At 70.3% G+C, this 21099-nt stretch carries 19 protein-coding genes and 1 pseudogene; 12 read left to right on the top strand and 8 right to left on the bottom strand.

What is annotated here, in order from left to right:
• The first annotated feature begins 132 nt into the window (after positions 1–132).
• From VZQ01_RS11375 to gatB, 4 genes are read left to right on the top strand one after another with little or no spacing between them, the layout of a single operon-like run.
• Positions 133–462 (top strand): TFIIB-type zinc ribbon-containing protein, encoded by a 330-nt coding sequence (locus VZQ01_RS11375; protein WP_141328100.1) that lies wholly within the window; start codon positions 133–135, stop codon positions 460–462.
• A 28-nt stretch (positions 463–490) separates the two neighbouring features.
• Positions 491–778, top strand: coding sequence for an Asp-tRNA(Asn)/Glu-tRNA(Gln) amidotransferase subunit GatC (gatC, locus tag VZQ01_RS11370; protein ID WP_223747751.1), 288 nt, complete (start codon positions 491–493; stop codon positions 776–778).
• Positions 779–796: 18 nt separating this feature from the next.
• Positions 797–2263 carry an Asp-tRNA(Asn)/Glu-tRNA(Gln) amidotransferase subunit GatA gene (gene gatA, locus VZQ01_RS11365; protein WP_426747823.1) on the top strand — a complete coding sequence of 489 codons (1467 nt, stop codon included), beginning with the start codon at positions 797–799 and terminating at the stop codon, positions 2261–2263.
• A 20-nt stretch (positions 2264–2283) separates the two neighbouring features.
• On the top strand, positions 2284–3723 hold the full coding sequence (gene gatB / locus VZQ01_RS11360; RefSeq protein ID WP_223747753.1) for an Asp-tRNA(Asn)/Glu-tRNA(Gln) amidotransferase subunit GatB: 1440 nt from the start codon (positions 2284–2286) through the stop codon (positions 3721–3723).
• Between the two features lie 205 nt (positions 3724–3928).
• Here the strand turns inward: gatB and VZQ01_RS11355 are convergent, their stop codons facing one another.
• Together VZQ01_RS11355 and VZQ01_RS11350 are read right to left on the bottom strand one after the other, a co-directional pair.
• Entirely contained in the window at positions 3929–4945 is a 1017-nt protein-coding gene (locus VZQ01_RS11355) for a carbon-nitrogen hydrolase family protein (protein ID WP_426747822.1), read from the bottom strand.
• Between the two features lie 54 nt (positions 4946–4999).
• A complete protein-coding gene (locus VZQ01_RS11350) occupies positions 5000–5962 on the bottom strand; it encodes an isopenicillin N synthase family dioxygenase (protein ID WP_426747821.1) in 963 nt (320 codons plus the stop codon).
• 178 nt (positions 5963–6140) lie between these two features.
• Here VZQ01_RS11350 and VZQ01_RS11345 point away from each other — a divergent pair.
• Both VZQ01_RS11345 and VZQ01_RS11340 read left to right on the top strand, forming a co-directional pair.
• A pseudogene (locus VZQ01_RS11345) lies at positions 6141–7232 on the top strand (serine/threonine-protein kinase); the annotation flags it as partial.
• A gap of 6 nt (positions 7233–7238) precedes the next feature.
• Complete coding sequence (locus VZQ01_RS11340) at positions 7239–9407, top strand: PilZ domain-containing protein (protein ID WP_426748953.1); 2169 nt, start codon at positions 7239–7241, stop codon at positions 9405–9407.
• Between the two features lie 46 nt (positions 9408–9453).
• On the opposite strand, the gene VZQ01_RS11335 is transcribed toward VZQ01_RS11340, so the two are convergent.
• Positions 9454–9813: a hypothetical protein gene (locus VZQ01_RS11335; protein WP_141328090.1), complete on the bottom strand. Its 360-nt coding sequence runs from the start codon at positions 9811–9813 to the stop codon at positions 9454–9456.
• Between the two features lie 250 nt (positions 9814–10063).
• Here VZQ01_RS11335 and rplU point away from each other — a divergent pair, with 250 nt between their 5' ends.
• From rplU to VZQ01_RS11305, 6 genes are all read left to right on the top strand, one after another.
• On the top strand, positions 10064–10372 hold the full coding sequence (gene rplU, locus VZQ01_RS11330; RefSeq protein ID WP_223747757.1) for a 50S ribosomal protein L21: 309 nt from the start codon (positions 10064–10066) through the stop codon (positions 10370–10372).
• A 38-nt stretch (positions 10373–10410) separates the two neighbouring features.
• A complete protein-coding gene (gene rpmA, locus VZQ01_RS11325) occupies positions 10411–10683 on the top strand; it encodes a 50S ribosomal protein L27 (protein ID WP_046711556.1) in 273 nt (90 codons plus the stop codon).
• Positions 10684–10811: 128 nt separating this feature from the next.
• Positions 10812–12236 (top strand): GTPase ObgE, encoded by a 1425-nt coding sequence (gene obgE / locus VZQ01_RS11320; protein ID WP_426747819.1) that lies wholly within the window; start codon positions 10812–10814, stop codon positions 12234–12236.
• A gap of 4 nt (positions 12237–12240) precedes the next feature.
• Entirely contained in the window at positions 12241–12921 is a 681-nt protein-coding gene (locus VZQ01_RS11315) for a TrmH family RNA methyltransferase (RefSeq protein ID WP_046711558.1), read from the top strand.
• Positions 12922–12998: 77 nt separating this feature from the next.
• Positions 12999–13856 carry an outer membrane lipoprotein periplasmic chaperone LolA gene (lolA, locus tag VZQ01_RS11310; RefSeq protein ID WP_223747759.1) on the top strand — a complete coding sequence of 286 codons (858 nt, stop codon included), beginning with the start codon at positions 12999–13001 and terminating at the stop codon, positions 13854–13856.
• 10 nt (positions 13857–13866) lie between these two features.
• Positions 13867–15573: a hypothetical protein gene (locus tag VZQ01_RS11305; protein ID WP_426747818.1), complete on the top strand. Its 1707-nt coding sequence runs from the start codon at positions 13867–13869 to the stop codon at positions 15571–15573.
• 284 nt (positions 15574–15857) lie between these two features.
• Here the strand turns inward: VZQ01_RS11305 and rimO are convergent, their stop codons facing one another.
• The 5 genes from rimO to VZQ01_RS11280 all read right to left on the bottom strand — a co-directional run bounded on the left by rimO (position 15858) and on the right by VZQ01_RS11280 (position 21043).
• Positions 15858–17255, bottom strand: a complete 1398-nt coding sequence (rimO, locus tag VZQ01_RS11300; RefSeq protein WP_274622640.1) for a 30S ribosomal protein S12 methylthiotransferase RimO — start codon at positions 17253–17255, stop codon at positions 15858–15860.
• A 33-nt stretch (positions 17256–17288) separates the two neighbouring features.
• Positions 17289–18404, bottom strand: coding sequence for a DOMON domain-containing protein (locus tag VZQ01_RS11295; protein WP_426747817.1), 1116 nt, complete (start codon positions 18402–18404; stop codon positions 17289–17291).
• Positions 18405–18412: 8 nt separating this feature from the next.
• Positions 18413–18910, bottom strand: coding sequence for a YajQ family cyclic di-GMP-binding protein (locus VZQ01_RS11290; RefSeq protein WP_046711562.1), 498 nt, complete (start codon positions 18908–18910; stop codon positions 18413–18415).
• A gap of 24 nt (positions 18911–18934) precedes the next feature.
• The gene (locus VZQ01_RS11285) at positions 18935–20575 is read right to left on the bottom strand and encodes a ribonuclease J (protein WP_223747763.1); all 1641 of its coding nucleotides are present in this window, start codon (positions 20573–20575) and stop codon (positions 18935–18937) included.
• Between the two features lie 105 nt (positions 20576–20680).
• The gene (locus tag VZQ01_RS11280) at positions 20681–21043 is read right to left on the bottom strand and encodes a hypothetical protein (protein ID WP_248545814.1); all 363 of its coding nucleotides are present in this window, start codon (positions 21041–21043) and stop codon (positions 20681–20683) included.
• Positions 21044–21099 lie beyond the last annotated feature (56 nt).

Genomic DNA, 21099 nt, shown 5'->3' with positions numbered 1-21099 from the left:
TGCCCGCGACGAGTGTAGGGAGGGAGGGGGTCCGGTCAATTTTCCGGCTGCCGGACAGGGGGCCTACATTTCGGCTGCGCGTTGCACCAGAGGGGGTATGGTGCCGCCACGATTTCCTGGAGGTACATCGCCATGGCAGACAACGACAAGCCGTCCTCGAGCGAGGAGGAGTACTTCGCCCGCGAGGAGATTGAGAAGAAGCGGAAGCTTGCGCTCCAGCAGGCCGCCGACACGGCCCAGGCCCAGCGCGACGAGCTCAAGAAGCTCCACTGGATGAAGTGCCCCAAGTGCGGCATGGACCTGCAGACGCTCAAGCAGGGCAAGGTCGAGCTGGAGACGTGCTTCAACTGCGGCGGAGTCTTCCTGGACGCCGGCGAGCTGGACCAGATGGTGGCGCAGCACGGGCACGAGGGTGGCGGCAAGGTGATGGGCGCCATCCTGAACCTCTTCAAGAAGAAGTAGACCCGAGGTCCCGGGGAGGTCTGCGGGCATGGCCCTCACGCTCGAGCAGGTGCGACACGTGGCCACGCTGGCGCGGCTGGCGCTGACTCCTGAAGAGGAGCAGCGCATGGCCACGCAGCTGTCGGCGGTGTTGGACGCGGTGGCGCAGTTGCAGACCCTGGACGTGGGGGACGTGGAGCCCACCTCGCATGCCACGCTCACGGCCTCGCTGCTCCGCGAGGACGTGACGCGGCCCTCCCTGCCGCCGGAGAAGGTGCTGGCCAACGCCCCGGCGAAGTCGGGGACCTCCTTCGCGGTGCCGAAGATCATCGACTAGCCGGAGGGGTTCCACGTCATGCAGCTGACGGACCTGACGATGCTGGAGCTCGCGCGGAAGCTGGACGCGGGCGAGGTGTCCTCCGTGGAGGCCACCCGCGCGTGCCTGGCGCGCATCCAACAGGTGGACCCGCGGATTCGCGCCTTCCTGCGCGTGGACGAGCCGGGCGCGCTGGCGGCCGCGGAGGCGAGCGACGCCCGGAGGCGCGCGGGCACCCCGGCGAGCCCGTTGGACGGCGTGCCGGTGGGGCTCAAGGACCTGTTCCTCACCGAGGGCGTGGAGACGACCGCCGGCTCGCGCGTGCTGGAGGGCTTCGTGCCGCCGCTGGACGCGACGGTGGTGCGGCTCCTGAAGGAGGCGGGGCTGCCGCTGGTCGGCAAGCTGAACCTGGACGAGTTCGCGATGGGCTCCTCGAACGAGTCCAGCGCGTACCACCCGACGCACAACCCCTGGGACGTGACGCGCACGCCGGGAGGCTCCTCGGGAGGCTCGGCGGCGGCGGTGGCGGCGCGCGAGGTGTTCGGCGCGCTGGGCACGGACACGGGCGGCTCCATCCGTCAGCCCGCGGCCTTCACCAACACGGTGGGGCTCAAGCCCACGTACGGGCGGGTGTCCCGCTACGGCGTCATCGCGTATGCGTCGTCGCTGGACCAGCCGGGGCCCATGACGCGCACGGTGGCGGACGCGGCGGCGCTGCTGCAGGTCATCGCGCGACACGACCCGCTGGACGCGACGAGCGCGCCGGCGAAGACGCCAGACTACTCGGCGGAGCTGGAGAGCGGGGTGCGCGGGCTGAAGCTGGGCGTGCCGCGCGAGTACTTCGCCGAAGGCATGGACCCGGAGGTGGAGGCGGCCGTCCGCGCCGCGCTGGCCGAGTACGAGCGGCTGGGCGCGACGCTGGTGGACGTGTCGCTGCCGCATACGCGGTACGCGCTGGCGACGTACTACCTCATCGCGCCCGCCGAGGCGTCCAGCAACCTGGCGCGCTACGACGGCATCCGCTACGGCCTGCGCGCGAAGGACGCGCGGGGGCTCAAGGAGCTGTACGCGCAGACGCGCGAGCGGGGCTTCGGACCGGAGGTGAAGCGACGCATCATGCTGGGCACGTACGCCCTGTCCGCCGGCTACTACGACGCCTACTACCTGCGCGCGCAGAAGGTCCGCACGCTCATCCGCGAGGACTTCACGCGCGCCTTCAAGGACGTGGACGCGCTGGTGGCCCCCATCTCCCCCGTGGCGCCGTTCAAGCTGGGGGAGAAGGTGGATGACCCGCTGTCCATGTACCTGATGGACGTCTACACGCTGCCCTGCAACCTGGCGGGCATCCCTGGCCTGTCGGTGCCCTGCGGCTTCACGAAGGTGGGGCTGCCGGTGGGGTTGCAGGTGCTGGGGAGGGCCTTCGACGAGGCCCTGCTGCTGCGCATCGCTCGGGCCTTCGAGCGTGAGCACGACTTCTTCCGCCGCCTCGCGCCTGTCCCGGCGTAGGGCCGCTTGGTGACACCGCCATGCCCGTGAGCGATTTCCAGCCCGTCATCGGCCTCGAGGTCCACGCGCAGCTCCTCACGCAGTCCAAGATTTTCTGTGGCTGCTCCACCGCGTTCGGCGCCGAGCCCAATCGGAACACCTGTCCGGTGTGCCTGGGCATGCCCGGCGTGCTGCCCGTGCTCAACGAGCGCGTGGTGGACTTCGCCATCCGCGCGGGGCTCGCGCTGGAGTGCCGCGTCAACGCCAGGAGCGTGTGGAGCCGGAAGAACTACTTCTATCCGGACCTGCCCAAGGGCTACCAGATCACCCAGTACGACCTGCCCATCTGCGAGTTCGGGCGCCTGGCCATCGAGACGCCGCGGGGGGAGAAGGTCATCCGCGTCCGCCGCATCCACATGGAGGAGGACGCGGGCAAGAGCGTGCACGACGGGGACGGGGGCCAGAGCCTGGTGGACCTGAACCGGGCGGGCGTGCCGCTGATTGAGATTGTCAGCGACCCGGACCTGCGCGACGCGGACGAGGCGGTGGAGTACCTCAAGGCGCTGCGCGACATCCTGGTGTACCTGGGTGTCAACGACGGCAACCTGGAGGAGGGCAGCTTCCGCTGCGACGCCAACGTGTCGGTGATGCCCAAGGGCTCCGACACGTTCGGCCAGCGCTGCGAGCTGAAGAACCTCAACTCGTTCCGCTTCGTGAAGCAGGCCATCGAGTACGAGATTGCCCGGCAGGTGGACGTCATCGAGTCCGGCGGGAAGGTGGACCAGGAGACGCGGCTGTGGGACCCGAACAAGGGCGTCTCGCGCTCGATGCGCAGCAAGGAGGACGCGCACGACTACCGGTACTTCCCGGAGCCGGACCTGCCGCCGCTGCACGTGACGACGGAGGTCGTGGAAGCAGTGGGCAGGTCGCTGCCCGAGCTGCCCCGCGCGAAGCTCCAGCGCTTCGTGAGCCAGTACGGGCTGCCCGCATATGACGCGCGCCTGCTCACCACGGAGCGCCCGCTCGCGGACTTCTTCGAGGCGTGCGCCCAGCGCTACCCGGACGCGAAGAAGCTCTCCAACTGGTTCCAGGGGGAGCTGCTGCGGCTGCTCAAGGAGTCGGGCACCACCGTGGGCGAGGTGCGCTTCACGCCCGCGCAGCTCGCGGAGCTGCTGACCCTGGTGGACCAGGGCACGGTGTCCGGCAACGCGGGCAAGGACGTGCTCGGGGAGATGTTCCGCACGGGCCGCGCGCCTGCGGACATCGTCGCGGAGAAGGGCCTGGCGCAGGTGAGCGACACGGGCGCCATCGAGGCGGTGGTGGACGACATCCTCGCGAAGAACCTGGGCGAGGTGGAGAAGTACCGCGCGGGCAAGAAGCAGGTGTTCGGCTTCTTCGTGGGGCAGGTGATGCGCGCCATGAAGGGCAAGGGCAACCCCGCGCTCGTCAATGATTTGCTGAAGAAGAAGCTCGGCGACTGACGACGCGGGCCCTCTTCCGCAAGGGGGCTCCGCATGCGCGAGGGCCCGTCGTGGGTTGGCACTGGGGCAGAGCCGATGGGCGGGCGCGAGCGCAGGACGCCGTCCATCACCTCACGAGGACTGCCGCGCGTTGGAGGCGATGTTCAGGGCGCGAGCGCGTGAAGCGCTCATCACCTTGCGAGGACGTGCCTCGGGTTGGCGCTCGTCAGGCGGCGCAGACCGGTACGAGCGCGTGAAGCACTTCATCGGCTCGTGAAGGCTCCGCTCGTGCGAGGACTCGCGTCGTTCCCCCGCTCGTGCGCTCGACGATGAGCGAGGGCGCCTCGAAGCGCTGGTCGAACAGCTCACCCGCGAGCTGCGCCGTCACGGTGTAGCGGACGTGACGCAGGGCCGGCAGTTGCCCGAGGAGCCCCTCGTCGAGCGAGCGTTCATCCCAGTCCCCTGGATGCGCGGAGGGATGGGCCACTACCTGTGCTCGCCATGCGTCCAGGTACTGTGCGCAGGGGACGAACCAGGGCTCCTTCGACGTGCGAGGTCGCGCGGCACCGTCGTAGCCAAGCAGTGTCCCCAGTCTGCCGAACGGCGTGTCGATGAGCGTCAAGTCCTCGGGCCGGCCGGGGCTCAGGCGCAGGCGGTCCTCGCTCGCAGGCAGGACGTTCACCTTGCGCGCCGTGGCCACGCGGACACCCTCGGGTGAGAAGGTGTGGCTGGTGTTGAAGATGCGCGCGCCCCGGGGCTCGAAGTCCGGGCCGTCCCGGGTCAGGCGGTTGTCGGGGAGGAACGCGCTGCCCGCGACGACCCACAGGCCGAAGTCCCGGGCGATGGCGGAGAAGGTCTCGTGCATCACCCGGTGCACGCGCGACGCGAGCGTGGCGTGCAAGCACTCCACCATCGTCGGCGGGTGGAGCTCCTTCCACGTGCGCCACACGTCCCACCACTCGGCGCGCGCCACCCTCCGCAGCGCGCTCCTCACCGTCGTGTGGCGCTGCACGCGCTGCACGTGGCCCAGCAGCTCCAGCGGCGCGCCCACCCACTCGGGCCACACGGCGAGGGCGGGATGGCGCGGACGACCTGCCTCGTCGCGGGTCCGCAGGCGGTCCACCCGCTCGGCGAGCGCGCGGTGCCTCGCGGCGAAGGTGGAAGGGGAGGCGTAGTCCTCCAGCGCGACGCGCGGCTGGAGGGCGAACAGCTCGACATGCGTGGGCAGGCGTGCTTCGTCCACGAGTGCATCCAATGCCCGGTGGGACGCGCGCGTCGGACACCGGACGGTGAGGGACTACTTGATGAGCCCGTTCTCGCGCAGGCGCTGCTGCAGGAAGGCGCCGGCGGTGATGGGCCCGTGGCGGGCGGGGTTCTCCGGCGTCTGGGTGCAGGGCAGGGGCTCCAGCACGCAGTCGGAGTAGGGGTGCACGAAGAAGGGCAGCGAGTAGCGGACGGTGTCCTCGTCCGCGCTCTTCGGGTTCACCACCCGGTGCGTGGTGGCGGGGATGACCTCGTTCGTCACGCGGCTGAGCATGTCGCCCGAGTCCACGACGATCTGCCCGCGCAGCGTGTCCACCGGCAGCCACTCGCCATCGCGCGTGAGCAGCTCCAGGCCCGACGCGGTGCCCTCGCACAGCAGGGTGATGAGGTTGATGTCCTCGTGCTCGGCGGCGCGCACGCCTCCGGGGATGAAGCGCTCCTTCAGCGGCGGGTAGTGGATGAGGCGCAGCACGGAGTTGCCCTCCGTGGCCATGCCGCTGAACGTGTCGCGCGCCACGCCGAAGAACTCGGCCAGCGCGTGGAGCATCACGCTCGCGGCGCCGTCCAGCTCGCGGAAGAGGGCGAGCGCGTGCTCGCGGAACGAGGGGACCTCGCCGGGCCACACGTTGGCGCCGTAGTGCTTCAGGTACGGGTGGCCTTCGGGCAGCTCGCGGCCCACGTGCCAGAACTCCTTCAGGTCCCCCACCTTGCGGTCCTTCGCGTGCTCCTTGCCGAAGCCCGTGTAGCCGCGCTGGCCGGCGAGCTCCGGCACCGCGTAGCGTGTCTTCACGTCCTCGGGGAGCTGGAAGAGCTTCTCGACGTCCGAGTAGGTGCGGCGGATGAGGCCATCGTCGATGCCATGTCCCACCACGGAGACGAAGCCGAACTCACGCAGACCCTCGCCGAAGACTTGGACGAAGCGGGCTCGCTCGGTGGGAGTGCCGGTGCGGTAGTGGGACAGGTCGATGAGGGGGATGCGGCGTGAGGTTCCGGACATGGGCGCCGCACTCTAATCGAGCGTGATGGATTGTCGGCACCTTCAGCGTCCGCCGGAGGACCGTCTCCTGGCACCGCGGCGCGAGAGCCCACTTCGCCAGCCGACATCACCGGAGGCCGGCAGTGGCCCCGCCTGGACGTGAATGTCCAGATTAGCTGGGCAGGCCCGGGGGAGTGGCATGGCCCAGGAGAGCAGCGCTGATGCGTGCGAGGCGTGCGGCCACCGACATGGGTCGGCGTCGTCATGCTCGACGCTGGTCCGAGCCGAGGGTGAGAGCGTGCCCGCGCGGCCCCGCTGTTCGTCCGTCTCCGTGGAGGTGGACCCGCTGGTGGGCACGAAGCTGGGGAGCTTCCGGCTGGTGCGTCGGCTGGGCCGCGGGGGGATGGGCGCGGTGTACCTGGGCGAGCACGTGTCCATTGGCAGCCGGGTGGCGGTGAAGGTGCTGCACGAGCACCTGGCGACGTACCCGGAGCTGGTGCAGCGCTTCCACGCGGAGGCGCGGGCCGTGAATGTCATCGGCCACGAGAACATCGTCAGCATCTTCGACCTGAACGCGGGGCCGCCCAGGCCGTACCTCATCATGGAGTATCTGGATGGGGCGCCCTTGTCCGCGTGGGTCGGCTCGCCGCTGCCGGCGCCGGCGGTGGTGTCGGTGCTCTCGCAGGTGTGCGACGCGCTGCAGGCGGCGCACCTGAGCGGCATCGTCCATCGCGACCTGAAGCCGGACAATGTCTTCCTGGTTCGGCGCGGGCGGGGCACGCCGTTCGTGAAGGTGCTCGACTTCGGTATCGCGAAGCTGGCGGACGCGAACATGCCGCAGACCCACGCCGGCATCATCGTGGGTACGCCCGAGTACATGGCGCCCGAGCAGTCCCTGAGTCGACGGGTGGATGGTCGCGCGGACCTGTATGCGCTGGGGGTGATTGCGTATCAGCTGGTGACAGGTCGGCTGCCGTTCGAGGACGAGGGGCTGACGGCGCAGTTGGTGGCGCATCAGATGCGGGCGCCTCCGCCGCCCCGGTCCGTGCATGCGGCCGTGCCCGTGTCGTTGGAGCGGGTCATCCTGCGCGCGCTCGAGAAGGCGCCGGAGCAGCGGTACGCGACGGCGGCGCTCCTGCGCGCGGCGCTGGAGGGGGCACTGGCCGAGGAAATCCATGTCCGGTCGCGGCAGGCGCGGCCCGTGGAGCCCGCTGTTCGAGCCCGGAGTGTTCCCGCACCCGTGGCGGGTCCGGGGCCCGTGGCGGGCGAGGGGAGGAACGCGCTTCCCGTTCCGGTGATGCTCGAGACGGACCTGCCCGAGCCCGTGTCGAACGGGAGTGTGGCGCCGCGACAGGGCCGGCCCGTGGAGGGCGTGAAGTCGACTGGGGGCCGGCCCGTGGAGGGGGCGATGCCGCACGGGGCACGGTCCGAGGAGGCCCGTCTCTCGCCGCCGGGACTCGTGCACGCGGTGGGCGAGGTGTCGACGTCGGGAGGCCCGCGACCGTCGCCGCGCGCCCAGGTGTCGCAGCCTGTGGATGCGAGGGGGGCGGGTGCGGGGGCGCGTCCGTCTCCGCCTGTGCCCGTGCAATCGCCAGTGGGAGCGATGCCAGCGGGGGCGCGTCCGTCGCCGTCCGTACCCGTGCAATCTCCGATGGGGGCGATGCCAGCGGGGGGGCGTCCGTCGCCGTCCGTGCCCATGCAATCGCCGATGGGGGCGATGCCATCTGGGGCGCGCCCATCTCCGTCTGTGCCCGTTCACTCACCAGTGGGCGCGATGCCACCGGGGTCGCGTCCGTCGCCGCAGGTGCTGGTGCAATCGCCGATAGGAGCGATGCCACCGGGGTCGCGTCCGTCGCCGCAGGTGCTGGTGCAATCGCCGATAGGGGCGATGCCACTGGGGGCGCGTCCGTCGCCGCCGGTGCCGGTTCAATCGCCGATAGGAGCGATGTCGCCGGGGGCTGGGCCTGCCCCGATGCAGGCTCGGCCGTCCGTCGAGGCACGACCGGAGGCTGCTCGACGTCCTTCGCCATCGCCTCACGCACAGGCCCGACCGTCCGTCGGCGAGAAGTCAGCGGAGGCTCGTCCTTCGCCATCGCCTCATGCACAGGCCCGGCCGTCCATCGACGCGAAGCCAGCAGAGGAGGCTCGTCGTCCTTCCCCATCAGGGATGGCTCGTCCACGCACCGACGAGATGCCGACGGAGGCTCGTCCGTCGTCCCCGGGCAGCCCACCCCGCGCGTCCGATGTCGCGCCCTCCGGGCGCCCGTCATCCGACAGACGTGATGCTCCAATGCTCGCCACACCGAACCACAGCGCGCCGGCTGCCCCGCTGTCGTCCGGACGGAGCGTGCCTCCCGTCCCCACGCCGAAGGGGGTCGCGGCGTCGGAGGACTCCGTCGCGCCCTGGTCCCCGGTCGCGAGCCTCGCATCCCGGAACTGGGGCGCCGCTGTGCAGAACGCCTCGGGCGCTGCACCTCCGGTCCTCCACCCCTCGGGCGACGGAGCCCAGCCCAGCCCCAGCGAAGTCTCACAAGCCGCCCGGCCGCGCACGGTGGAACTCCCCGTTCGCGTCGTGCTGCGCCCGGGCGAGACGCCGGTCTGGCTGACCGCGTCCGACCTGTCTCGCGGTGGGTTGTTCCTGCGCAGCGACGGCCTGTTGCCCCCGCTGTTCGCGCGACTGCCGCTCGTTCTGGAACTGGAGTCGGGCCCGCAGTCCGTCGTCTGCGAGGTGGTGCGCCACGTGCCCGCGGAGCAGGCCCAGGTCTGGGGGATGCCCACCGGCTTCGGCGTCCAGTTCGTCGAGGCCACCCTGGCCCTCAAGTCCTCCGTGGACGCGCTCCTGCGCGCGGGTCCTGGCAGACGGGTGGCTCCGCCCGCAGCCGCCTCACCCTCGGAGGACAAGGAGGCCGCCCGCGTGCTGGAGGCCTATCGGGCCCGCTTGACGGGGGACCACTACGCCGTGCTGGCCGTCCCCCCCGACCTGGACATGGGCTCCCTGCGCCGTTGCACCCGCGAGGCCCGAACCACCCTGGAGTCCCTGCGACAGCGTCCCCTGTCCTCCGCGCAGTCCCTGCTGCTCGAATCGGTGCTCACCCGGCTGCACGAAGCGGGGGAGGTGCTGGGCACCGTGACGCAGCGGGCGCTGTACGACGCCTGGCGGGGCAATCACCGGGGCGTCGCGCGCTGCCTGGAGGCAGGGCTCACGCCCGAGCAGCTCGAGTCCCTCCGCCGCGAGTTCCTCACCCGGCGGCCCCAGTCCGCGGGCATGGCGCGCGTGCACTACCTGTCCGGCTCCGCCCTGGAGCGCGAGGGCCAGCTTGCCCGCGCCCTGGAGACCTACGAGCGGGGCCTCGCCCTGGACCCCCTGGAGTCCAGCCTCCACCACCGCTACCGCAGCGTCCGTCGCGCGCTGGACGCCCGGGGCGCCGCCGCGGAGCCCTCGAACGAGAGGGCCCGGCCCCCCTGAGGGGAGCCGGGCCCGGTGCCACCAGCTCGGACGGCGGGCTACCCACCTACCCACCGGCCGCCGCGGCGCAAGCGGCGCTCAGGCCCTCTGCCCGCTGGAAGCAGGCGCTGAACTGATCGACCCACTCCATCTCGGCTCCCACCCGGCAATCGGGCAGGCCCCGGATGCAGTCCGCCACGTCCCGCAGGCGGTCCTTGTCGCTGTCCGAGCAGGCCTCCAGCGCGTCCTCGCAGCGCCCCTTGTCGAAGTCCTCCTCGTCCATCCCCGTGTCGGTCCCACAGGCCTCCGTCTGATCGTTCACCGCCCGGCTCGCGTCGGCCAGGTCGTCGCAGACGTCGTCGCCGCCACAGCCGACGCCGAACAAAAGGGTGCCGGCGGCCACCAGGCCGTACATGAGTTTCTTCATTGTGGAATTCCCCCCGGGGGTTGATGGTAGGACGGTGTGAGGCCGGGCTTTTTCGGCCGGACCATCAGGTAGGGGCGCCTGGGAGCGGGGGCAATCTGCACCGCCGGACGAGATGATCCAGCATCCGTCTTGACTCCCCAGGGCATCTCCCGTAAATCCGGCCGTCCTTTGCGCTAGGGCGGCCCGTCCGTCCGAAATGCGCGGCCGATTCCACGGGTTGACCCAACCCGAAGCTGACAGGGGTTAGACGATGTACGCAGTGATTCGCACGGGCGGAAAGCAGTATCGCGTCGCCGAGGGCGATGTCCTCCGGATCGAGAAGATCGCCGGCGACATCGGGGCCGAGGTGTCCTTCACCGACATTCTCCTGCTGGGCGGTACGGACAGCCCGAAGGTGGGCCGGCCGACGGTCTCCGGCGCTCGCGTCGTGGGCAAGGTCCTGGCGCAGGACAAGCACCGCCGCGTCCTCCACTTCCGCAAGGAGAAGGAGGGTTGGACCCGTCGCCGTGGCCACCGTCAGCCGTACACCGAGGTGAAGGTCACCTCCATCTCCGGCTAGTCCGGACGGTTTCACCTCAACTTCAGGAGCAAGGTGTCATGGCCCATAAAAAAGGTCAGGGTTCTTCGCGCAACGGTCGCGATTCCAATCCGCAGTACCGCGGCGTGAAGGTGTACGGAGGCCAGGAGGTCTCGGCCGGCAGCATCCTGGTTCGCCAGGTCGGCACGGTCATCCACGCGGGCGCGAACGTGAAGCTCGGCCGCGACTACACCCTCTACTCGGTGGTGGACGGCGTGGTGAAGTACGAGCGCCTGGGCCGCGACCGCAAGAAGGTCTCGGTCTACCCGGCCGCTGAGCAGCCCAGCGCCTGACGGTTTCCCGGCCCCTCTGAGGGCCGGTCGCCGCGCGGCATCCACGAGCGGGTCGCTTCTCCCGTCCCCGCGCCTTCTGGCGCACAGGACGTGAGGCGGCCCGCTCTGCGTTTTTCAGGAGAGCTTTCATGAAGTTCGTCGACGAGGTCCGCATCTTCGTGAAGGCGGGCGATGGCGGTAACGGCTGTGTGTCCTTCCGCCGTGAGAAGTTCATCGAGCGCGGGGGGCCCAACGGCGGTGACGGCGGCAACGGTGGCTCCGTCATCTTCGTGGCGGATCCGCAGCTGACCACGCTGCTCGACTACCGCTACCAGCAGCACCACCGCGCGAAGAGCGGCGAGCACGGCATGGGCAACGACTGTAACGGTCGCGCCGCGGAGGACATGATCCTCAAGGTGCCGGTGGGCACGCTCGTGAAGGACCACGCCACGGAGGAGCTGCTGGTGGACCTGAGCCAGCCGGGGCAGGTCTGGGAGGCGGCGAAGGGCGGGCGGGGCGGCCTGGGCAACATGAACTTCGCGACCTCGACGCGGCAGACGCCGCGCTTCGCCCAGGACGGGACGAAGGGCGAGGAGTTCACGCTGCGGCTGGAGCTGAAGCTGCTGGCCGACGTGGGCCTGCTGGGCTTCCCCAACGCGGGCAAGAGCACGTTCATCTCGCGGGTGAGCCGGGCGCGGCCGAAGATCGCCGACTACCCGTTCACCACGCTGGCCCCCAACCTGGGCATGGTCCAGTACAAGGACCACCTGTCGTTCGTCATGGCGGACATCCCCGGCATCATCGAGGGCGCCAGCGAGGGCGTGGGCCTGGGGCACCAGTTCCTGCGGCACGTGGAGCGGTGCAAGGTGTTGATCCACCTCATCGACATGGGCGCGGAGGGCGAGGGGCGCGAGCCGCTGCACGACTTCGACGTGCTCAACCGGGAGCTGGAGAAGTACAGCGAGGAGCTGTCGAGGCGGCCCCAGGTCGTCGCGGCGAACAAGCAGGACCTGCCGGACGCGCAGGCGCGGCTGGGGCCCTTCACGGAGGCCCTGCGTGAGCGCGGCATCCGCGTGTTCCCGGTGTCGTGCGCCACGGGTGAGGGGATGCAGGCGCTGATGGACGCGGTGGCGGAGGTGCTGTTCACCGGCCGCACCGACAAGCTCCATGTGGAGGCGCCGCCTCGGGCCAAGGGCGCGGCGAGGAAGTCCGGGGCCTCCGTGGCCAGGGCGACCATCGCGGCGGTGCGCGAGGCGTTCTCGGGCAGCGAGGCTCCGAGCACGAAGAAGGCCCCGGCGAAGAAGGCCGCCAAGGCGAAGAGCACGAAGGCTCCGGCGAAGAAGGCCGCCAGCGCGAAGAAGAAGCCGGCCACGAAGAGCGCGAAGGCTCCGGCGAAGAAGGGCGCGGCGAAGAGGGCTGCGGCGAAGACCACCAAGGCCGCCGCGAAGAAGGCTCCGGCGAAGAAGCCGGCCGCGAAGAAGACCTCGGCCAAGAAGGTCGCCACGAAGAAGGCTCCGGCGAAGAAGCCGGCCGCGAAGAAGGCCCCGGCGAAGAAGTCGGGCGGGAGGCGCTGATCCGATGTCCGGTGGTGGCCCTCGCTACGAGCGCTTCGAGAAGGACAAGCTGGAGCCCGAGCAGTTCCTCCTCGACGTGCGCAAGGAGAAGATCGACCGCGTCGTCAGCCAGCGCACGCGCAACTTCACGGTGGTCCTGGACCGGCTGGAGGACAGCTTCAACATGGCCGCGGTGCTGCGCACCTGCGAGTCCATGGGCGTCCAGGAGGTGCACGTCGTCATCAACCCGGAGGCTCCCTTCCTGCCGAACTCGAGGGTGGCCCAGGGCTGTGACAAGTGGCTGGACGTGAAGCTGTACAAGTCCTTCGCCGAGTGCCGCGAGCACCTGAAGTCGCGGGGCTTCCAGCTGTACGCCTCGGCCATCCGCGAGGGCGCCACCAGCCTCTACTCGCTGCGCTTCGACCAGAAGGTGGCCATCGTCCTCGGCAACGAGCGCTACGGCGTCAGCGACGACGTGCTCAACGCCGTGGACGGCACCTTCTGGGTGCCGATGAAGGGCTTCAGTCAGAGCCTCAACATCTCCGCGGCCGCCTCGGCGTGCGTCAGCCGGGCGATTGCCTGGCGGGACGAGCACCTGGAAGGCGGCTCGGGGGACCTGCCGCCCGAGGAGGCGCAGGCCCTGCGCGAGCGCTTCTACGTGCTGGCCATCAAACAGAGGAAGCGGCTCTTCAAGAAGCAGCCATGAATGCCGGCCCCCCGGGGCGCGTCGGTATGGGGTAGATGGACGCCGGGGGCCTACCTGCCCTCCTGGAGACGCACGCCATGTTCCTGGAAACCCTGCTCGCCACGCTCCTGTCCGCGCAAGCCGTGCCGCAGTCCTCCGCTCCTGCTCCGGCCGCCACGGTGGTCCAGGGAGCCCCGGCGGGCGCTGGAAAGCCCCTGGTGACCCCGTCCGAGGCGGCGAAGACTCCGGCGCCCTCCGGTGTGAATCAGGCCGCTCCCGCGCAGGCGCCGGGCAAGCCGGCCACGACGCCCGCGCCGGCCGCCGAGACGAAGCCCGCAGCGAAGCCGGCCACGCCGATGACGCCCGAGGTGAAGACGCTCGTCGACCGGATGCAGGCGTTCTACGAGAAGACGGGCGACTTCCGGGCGAGCTTCAAGCAGGACTACAAGTACAAGACCTTCCGCCGGACGCAGTCGTCGGAGGGCGTCGTCACGTACAAGAAGCCGGGGCTGATGCGGTGGGAGTATCAGACGCCCTCCGCGCGCACCTTCGTGCTGGCCGGCAACAAGGTCTACGCGTACGACCCCGCGGCCCAGTCGCTCACGGTGGCCAGCGTGGACACCAGCCAGCTGTCCGCGTCGGTGACGTTCCTCTTCGGCCAGGGGCGGCTCGCGGACGAGTTCGCCATCACCAAGGGCGCCTGCAAGGACTGCAAGGGCACGCTGCTGGTGTTGAACCCGCTGAAGGAGGAGCCGCGCTTCAAGCAGGTGCGGCTGGAGGTGGACCCGGCGTCGGCCCAGGTGCTGAAGAGCACGGTGGTGGACCCGGATGGCAGCGAGAACACCATCTCCTTCGTGAACCTGAAGACGAACGTGGGCCTGGCCGCGGACAGCTTCAAGCTGGATGTCCCGGACGACACGCGCGTGGATGACTTCACCAAGCAGAAGAAGCAGTAACCTGCGCGGCGTGCGCGGCGCGTTCCTGCTCTGGCTGTGTCTGGGTGTGGTGGGCTCGGGATGTCACCGGGAGGTGGCATCCGGCCCGTCGTCCCGGACCGAGGGGCTGGTGGGCCGCACGTTGCCGCTGTTGGCCTCGCCCGCGCTGAGGCTCACGGTGGCGGGGAAGCTGGGGACGCGGACGGTGCCCGTCGTCCTGGACGTGGCGCGGCCCCTGTCGATGGTCTCCCAGGAGTGCTTCGAGGGCGGCATCCCTCCGCCCGAGGGCACCGTGCGCGCGCCCGAAATCGCCGGGGGCTTTCGTGCCTGGCCGGTGGTGCCGTTGCCCGCGCTCACGGTGGGGGGCGCGTCCGTGCCGCTGCGCACGGCGGGCGTGTCCGGGGAGAAGCCCTGCTCGGTCACGCTGGGCTCGGACGTGCTGGAGCCCTACGCGCTCACCGTGGACCCCTTGCGTCGCGAGGTGACCTTCACGGCCTCTCGGTCGCGGGAGGCGTATGTGGCGGAGACCTCCGCGTCGGACGCGGCGCGGGAGGTCCACCGCGTGGAGCTCAGCCGCGAGCCGGTGGGGGACTGGCCGCTGCTGGCCGCTCGGGTGGCACAGGGGGAGTCGGAGCTCACGGGCCCGTTCGTGTTGTCGACGCGGGAGCCCTTCTCGCGCCTCGCGCTGGGGCCCGCGGAGGCGCAGGGGCTGCAGCCGCTGGAGACGGCGGCGAACCTGCCGCCACGCACCTTCGCGGTGGACTCGGTGGACGTGGCGGAGGGCGTGGGCGTGCGGCCTCTCGTCGTCGAAGCGGCGGGGCGATGGGACTCACCGAGCAGCCTCGGTCGACTGGGCCCGGATGTCTGGGGGCGCTTCACCGCGACGCTGGACGCGAAGGGCGGGGTGCTGGTGCTGCGCAGGCCCCGGGTCCTCGCGTCCGAGGCTTCAGCGTCGAGGGGCACCGAGGCGCTCGGCCCGGACAACGTGGAGAGCGTGGGGCGGATGCAGGGCAGCTCTCCCGACTCGGGCATCGCGTCGGGAGGAGGCGCCTCGTCGAAGGGGGCTCGTCCCGACGGCCTCTCCACGCCAGCGCCAGGGCCCGTAGCCGCGTTGGAGGACACGCATGACGCCGCTCCTGCTGTATCGAGACCCGGGCCGGCGGCCACACCGTCGGAGGTCTCTCGGGAGGCCTCCAGCCCGTCGGGAGCTCCATCTTCACGGCTGACACCGCGCCAGCGCTGCGCGGATGCACACGGTGTCTTCAGCGAGGAGGCCTGTTACGGGCTCCATGTGCGCCGCGAGCCGGACGGGACGGTCTCCGTGGTCGGCGCGGTGTTCCGAGACCTCCCAGAGGGAGGCCGGGTGCACCTGGAGCCGGTGGGCGCGGAGGGGCAGCGCCTGGAGCCGGGCTGCGCGGTGGGCCTGAGCTTCCCCGCCACCAGCCGGGGTCTCACGACGCAGCACCGTCTGCCCTGGCCCTCCCTGGCGCAGTCGCTGCCCGCGTGCCACGCCGCGCTCACGCAGGCGAAGGACTTCCGGCTGTCCCTCTACGAGGAGGCACGTCAGCCCGAGTGCCCCACGGCGTGCGCCTTCGTCACCGAGACGGCCACGCGCCGCACGGTGTGCGAGTGCCAGCCCACGCCGCTCGGAGAAGGCGTCGCGGCGCCATCCCGCAAGAAGACCTCGCGCGAGCCCCCGCCCGAAGAGCGCGAGCTGGAGCCCGAGGACCCTCGGTAGTCGCGCGCGGGCTCGCGTGACACGCGCCGAGGCCCCGTGTCCCCGCGTGAGCGGGCGGGACCTGTAGCGCATGACGGGCCGGTGGCTTCGCGACGGCGCGGCACTGTCGAGGAGCCTTGCACCCTCCAATCACCGGGTCCTTCCTCGGGGCTCCGTCGCGAGTACGGTGAGCTGCCCCGAGGCGCGCGGTGCCGAGGAGCCACGCTCCCTCCAGGCACCTCACCCCAGACAGCCAGACGCCCGGGCCCCGTCGCGAAAGGCGCGCGGCCCGGGATGCTTCACGTCTACTCCAGCCGCGTCACCGGCCGGGGCGCGGGCACCACCGGCACGGGGGCCGGGTGCGCGTCACGCGCCACGTGCTGACGCTGCTTCGGGTCCGGCCGCTCCACCACGCGCGCCACCAGGTCGTAGTCGTGCGCCTCCGTCACCTCCACGGTGACGAGCTCACCCGGGTACGCCAGGCCGTCGTTGATGTAGACCAGACCGTCAATCTCGGGCGCCTGCCCCTGGTGGCGACCCACCAGCAGGTGCTCCGTCTCCGGCGCCGGGCCCTCCACCAGGACCTCCAGCCGCTTGCCCACGAGCTTCTTGTTCTGCTCGCGGTTGATGCGCTTCTGGATGGCCATCACCTCGCGCCACCGGCGCTCGATGATCTTCTGCGGCACCTTGTCGGGCAGGTCGTACGCCGCCGTGCCCTCCTCGTCGGAGTACTGGAAGACGCCCAGGCGCTCGAAGCGCTGCGTCTTCACGAACTCCTTCAACATCTCGAAGTCCTCCTCCGTCTCACCCGGCAGGCCCACGATGAGCGACGTGCGCATCACCAGCCCCGGCACGCGCTCACGCAGCTTGGTGAGCAGCCCCTTGAGGAACTCCGAGTTGCGGCCGCGCTTCATCGACAAGAGCAGCTTGTCGCTGACGTGCTGCACCGGCATGTCCAGGTAGCGGGCGATCTTCGGCTCCGCCGCCATCACCTCGATGAGCTCGTCCGGGAACACGCGCGGGTAGGCGTAGTGCAGGCGGATCCACCGCACGTCCACCTTCACCAGCGCCTTGAGCAAGTCGTGCAGCTTCGGGCGGCCCGGCAGGTCATGCCCGTACGCCGTGAGGTCCTGCGCGACCAGGTTCAGCTCCTGCACGCCGCTGTCCGCCAGCCGCTGCGCCTCGATGACGATGTCTTCGATGGTGCGCGAGCGCTGCCCGCCGCGCAGCGTGGGGATGATGCAGAACGCGCAGGCGTTGTCACAGCCCTCGGACACCTTGAGGTACGCCGTGTACTTCGGCATCGAGTTGATGCGCGGCGTGTCGGCGTCGTGGATGTAGTCGGGGTCCGGAATCACCTGACGCGGCGACGCCTCGGCCGCCAGCAGGTCGCCAATCTGGGCGTACGCGCTGGTGCCCAGGAAGTGGTCCACCTCCGGCATCTCCTTCGCCAGCTCCTCGCCGTAGCGCTGGGACAGACAGCCCGTCACCACCAGCGTGCTGCAGCTCCCCGACTTCTTCAGCTCGGCCATCTCCAGGATGGAGTCCACCGACTCCTGCTTGGCCGGACCGATGAAGGCGCACGTGTTGACGACGATGACCTGCGCCTCGGAGGCCTCCTGCACCAGCGTGTAGCCGCGGTGCTTCAGCGTGCCGAGCATCACCTCGGAGTCCACCCGGTTCTTCGGGCAGCCGAGGGTCATCATGTACAGGCTCTTGGTGGTTTCCACTGCGGTCTACCTGCTTCCCAGTTCGGTTCGCGTGAAGTGGTCCCCACTCCAAACGAAGTTCATCATCGCGCCGTTCGAGTAACGGATGGTCAGCCCGTCCTCTTCGTCCAGCTCCACCGAGGACGCGCGCCCCAGCGCGCAGGTGGCGGCCGGCCACTCGAGCACTCGCCGCGCCGTCTTCCCCGTCACGAGGTAGAGCCCCAACCGCAGCTCCGTCTCGGCGTCGCATTGACCCGCGACGGCATATGGATTCTTCCCCGAGAGCACCGTCACGAAGGACAGCTCGCCTGTCAGGCTGAGGGACTCGGGGACGTTCACGTTCACCGACTTGGCGTCCACGGGCTTGCCCACCACCAGCTCGCGCAGCGACTCGGGGGACAGCTCCTCGTCCCCCTGCGCCCAGGCCGGGTAGCTGAGCAGGTCCCACCCCAGCCAGCCGGTGGCCGCGGGCTCCAGCGCCGCCACGGACTCGGGCGGCTTGAGCTTGAGCGCCTTGCGCGGCTCGTCCGGTAGCCGCAGCGCCTCGCCCACCATGGTGCCGCTCTGGCAGTTGGAGACGGGCACGCCCTTGCCCTCGCCGTCCTGGTCCTCGTAGGTGATGCACACGTCCATCACCATCGGGTCGATGGAGGGGAAGCGCGGCAGCGCGCGCACCGGCACCGCCGCCACCAGCGACAGCGTGGTGCCCCGGCGCTCCACCGCCCCGTTCACCTTCTGCTGGGCGAACTCCGGCGTCCCGCTGGTCGCGCCCGAGTCCCGCTTGCCGTCGAACCCGAAGCGCCACGTGTAGCCCGTCGTGAGCGGGCCCGTGTCCGGGAAGTAGATGGACAGCGTGACGGTGTCGCCCGCGAGCAGCTGGTCGTCCTTGGCGTCCACGCCCACGTAGAGCGTGTCCTTGCGGAAGCCCACCTTGGCGGTGAACGACGCGCTGGCGCCGGACACGTCCGTGGACTTGAGCGTCAGCGGCGAGGCGAAGCCCTTCAGGCCGCCCTGCAGCTTCGGCGGCTTGGACATGTTGGGCACCAGCTTGGACGGCCGGGGCGGGGGAAGGGCTTCGTCCTGCGCGGAGGCGACGGCCGGGACACAGAGCAGACAGCAGAGGGACAGGGCAGCGACTCGCATGGCTTCTATCAATCGCGGAAGTTGGTGAACTGCATGTCCAGCTTCAGTCGGTCCTGCTCCTTGCGGAACAGGGCGATGGCGGCCTGGAGGTCGTCCCGGTTCTTCCCGGTGACTCGCAGCTGGTCGGCCTGGATGGAGCCCTGCACCTTCATCTTCGAATCCTTGAGGAGCTTCACCAGCTCCTTGGACTTCTCCACCGGGATGCCCTGCTGGAGCTTGATGACCTGCTTCACGTTGTGCAGGCCCGTCTTCTCGATGTCGCCGTAGTCGAGCGCGTTCAAGCTGATGTTGCGCTTGGCCAGCTTCGCCAGCAGGACGACCTTGGCGGCCTTGACGTGGTCCTCGCTGTTGGCCTTCACGGTGATGGCCGTGTTGTCCGGGGCGATGACTACGTCCGCCTGCGCACCCTGGAAGTCATAGCGGGTGCTGAGCTCCTTCTTGGTCTGGTTGACCGCGTTGTCGAGCTCGGCGATGTCGATTTTCGAGACGACGTCGAACGAGGGCATGGGCAACAGCGGCGCTTAACACACCTACACCCTGACGACCATGGGCACCACCAGGGGGCGCTTGGAGCTGTACAGTCGGAACGCACGGCGCACCACCCGGGTGAGTTCCTCTCGCACCAGGGCGTCGTCGCCCCGCAGCTGGACGGACAGCTCCTCGAAGAGCGCCCGGGCGTCCTGGGCCACCCGGGGCAGCAGCACCTGTTCATCCAGCGACAGGCCCTGGCCCGACAGCTGGGGGCCGCCCACCAGCTGCTGCGTGCCCCGCTGCAGCACCACGACGGCGGCCACCAGCCCCGTCTCGGACAGGCGGACCCGCTCGTGGAGTGTGTCCGGCGTCACCATGCCGCCTCCAAAGCGGTCCTTGAAGATGCGGCCGGAGGGCACGCTCCCGGTGAAGCGGCCCCGGCCCTCCTCGAAGCCCACGACGTCGCCGTCCTGGGCCAGCAGGCACTGCGCGGGCTCCAGGCCGGCCTCGCGGGCGGTGGCCAGGTGTCGGTGCAGGTGGCGGCCTTCGCCATGGACGGGGATGAAGTGGCTGGGGCGCACCAGCTCCAGCACGCGCTGCTGCTGGGGCCGGCTGGCGTGGCCGGACACGTGGACGCCGGGCTCCACCTGGGCGTACACGACCTTCGCGCCCCGCCAGTGCAGCTGGTCGATCAACGCCCCCACGCCGCGCTCGTTGCCGGGGATGGGGCGGGAGCTGAGGACCACCAGGTCTCCGGGGCCCACCTTCAGCGGCCCGTCACCGGAGGCGAGCTGCGACAGGCCCGCGCGGGGCTCTCCCTGCGCGCCGGTGGTGAGCACGAGCACGCGCTGGGCGGGGAGCAGCGGCACCGTGTCCAGGTGCACGAAGAGCGAGTCGGGCACGTCCAGGTAGCCCAGCTGCCGCGCCATCTCCACGTTGCGCTGCATGCTGCGGCCCTGCAGGGCCACCTTGCGCCCCAGCTTCTCCGCGAGCGTCAGGAGATGTCGCACGCGGTGCAGATTGGAGGAGAACAGGGCCACGACGATGCGGCCGGTGGCGCCCTGGAACAGGCGCTCGAAGGTCTGCTCCACCACGCGCTCGCTGCCGGTCTCCTCCGTCAGCTCGGAGTTGGTGGAGTCCGACAAGAGGCACAGCACGCCCTCCTCGCCGGCCTCGCCCCAGCGCTCCAGGTCCGTGCGCAGCCCGTCGATGGGGTCCGGGTCCAGCTTGAAGTCGCCGGTGTGGATGAAGGTGCCTTCGGGCGTGCGGATGATGAAGCCCACCGCGTCCGGCACGGTGTGCGTGACGCGGCTGGCCTCCACCTTGAACATGGTGCCGACGTTGAACGGCTCGCGCGGCTCGATTTCGCGCAGGTCCGCCTCCACGCCCAGCTCGTCCAGCCGGTGGCGCGCCATGGCCAGCGTGAAGCGCGTGCCGTACACGGGCACATTCACCTCGCCCAGCAGGTAGGGCAGCGCGCCCAGGTGGTCCTCGTGGCCGTGCGTGAGCACCACGCCCTTGAGGCAGGCGGCGTTCTGCTTCAGGTGGGTGAAGTCCGGGATGATGATGTCGACGCCGGGCATCCCCTCGGAGGGGAACATCAGGCCCGCGTCGATGAGCAGCATCTCCCCGTTGCAGGCGATGACCAGGGAGTTGAGGCCGATTTCTCCCAGGCCGCCCAGGGGAATGACTTGAAGCATTTGGGGGAGTCTAAGGACTCACCCCGCCTCGCGCGGTGGAAAGTTTCGCCGTGACATCCATGGAGGGGCCGCGGACCCCGGCGATGAGCCTGGACAGCGGGCGACCTAGGAGAGACGGATGGGCAGGCCGCAGCCGCAGGGCGACGCGGGCCGGGCGGTGGCGCCGGTGCCGAAGAGGTCCGGGTAGCGCAGCCAGGGCTTCTGGGCGACGCCGCTCCAGGGCTCCAGCTTCGTGTGAGGGGTCCAGGGCCTGAGCGGCAGCCTCAGGAACGGCCGAGGGGGCTGCCCGGAGAGTCGGATGGGGAGCCCCGCGCCCTCCAGCCTGTGCCCGTCGAACCTGTCCCGGCGAGGGGTCGAGGGGGCTCCCGTCTTCGGTGACGCGGGCCGGGGCGCCGGGGGAGTGGGCTTCGAGGTGGCCGGGCGTGGCCCCATCCTGGCGGCGGACTTCGATGGCTTGTCGATGCTCATGACGCAATCCCCCATCGCGTGCGGTGCCTTCAGTGAAAAGGCTTGCATGGGGAGTA

The organism is Myxococcus faecalis (assembly GCF_050039385.1).
In the GTDB taxonomy this organism is placed as follows: Bacteria; Myxococcota; Myxococcia; order Myxococcales; family Myxococcaceae; genus Myxococcus; species Myxococcus fulvus.
The sequence above is the reverse complement of the archived record's forward strand: the minus strand, read 5'-3'. Positions and strand labels throughout refer to the sequence as shown.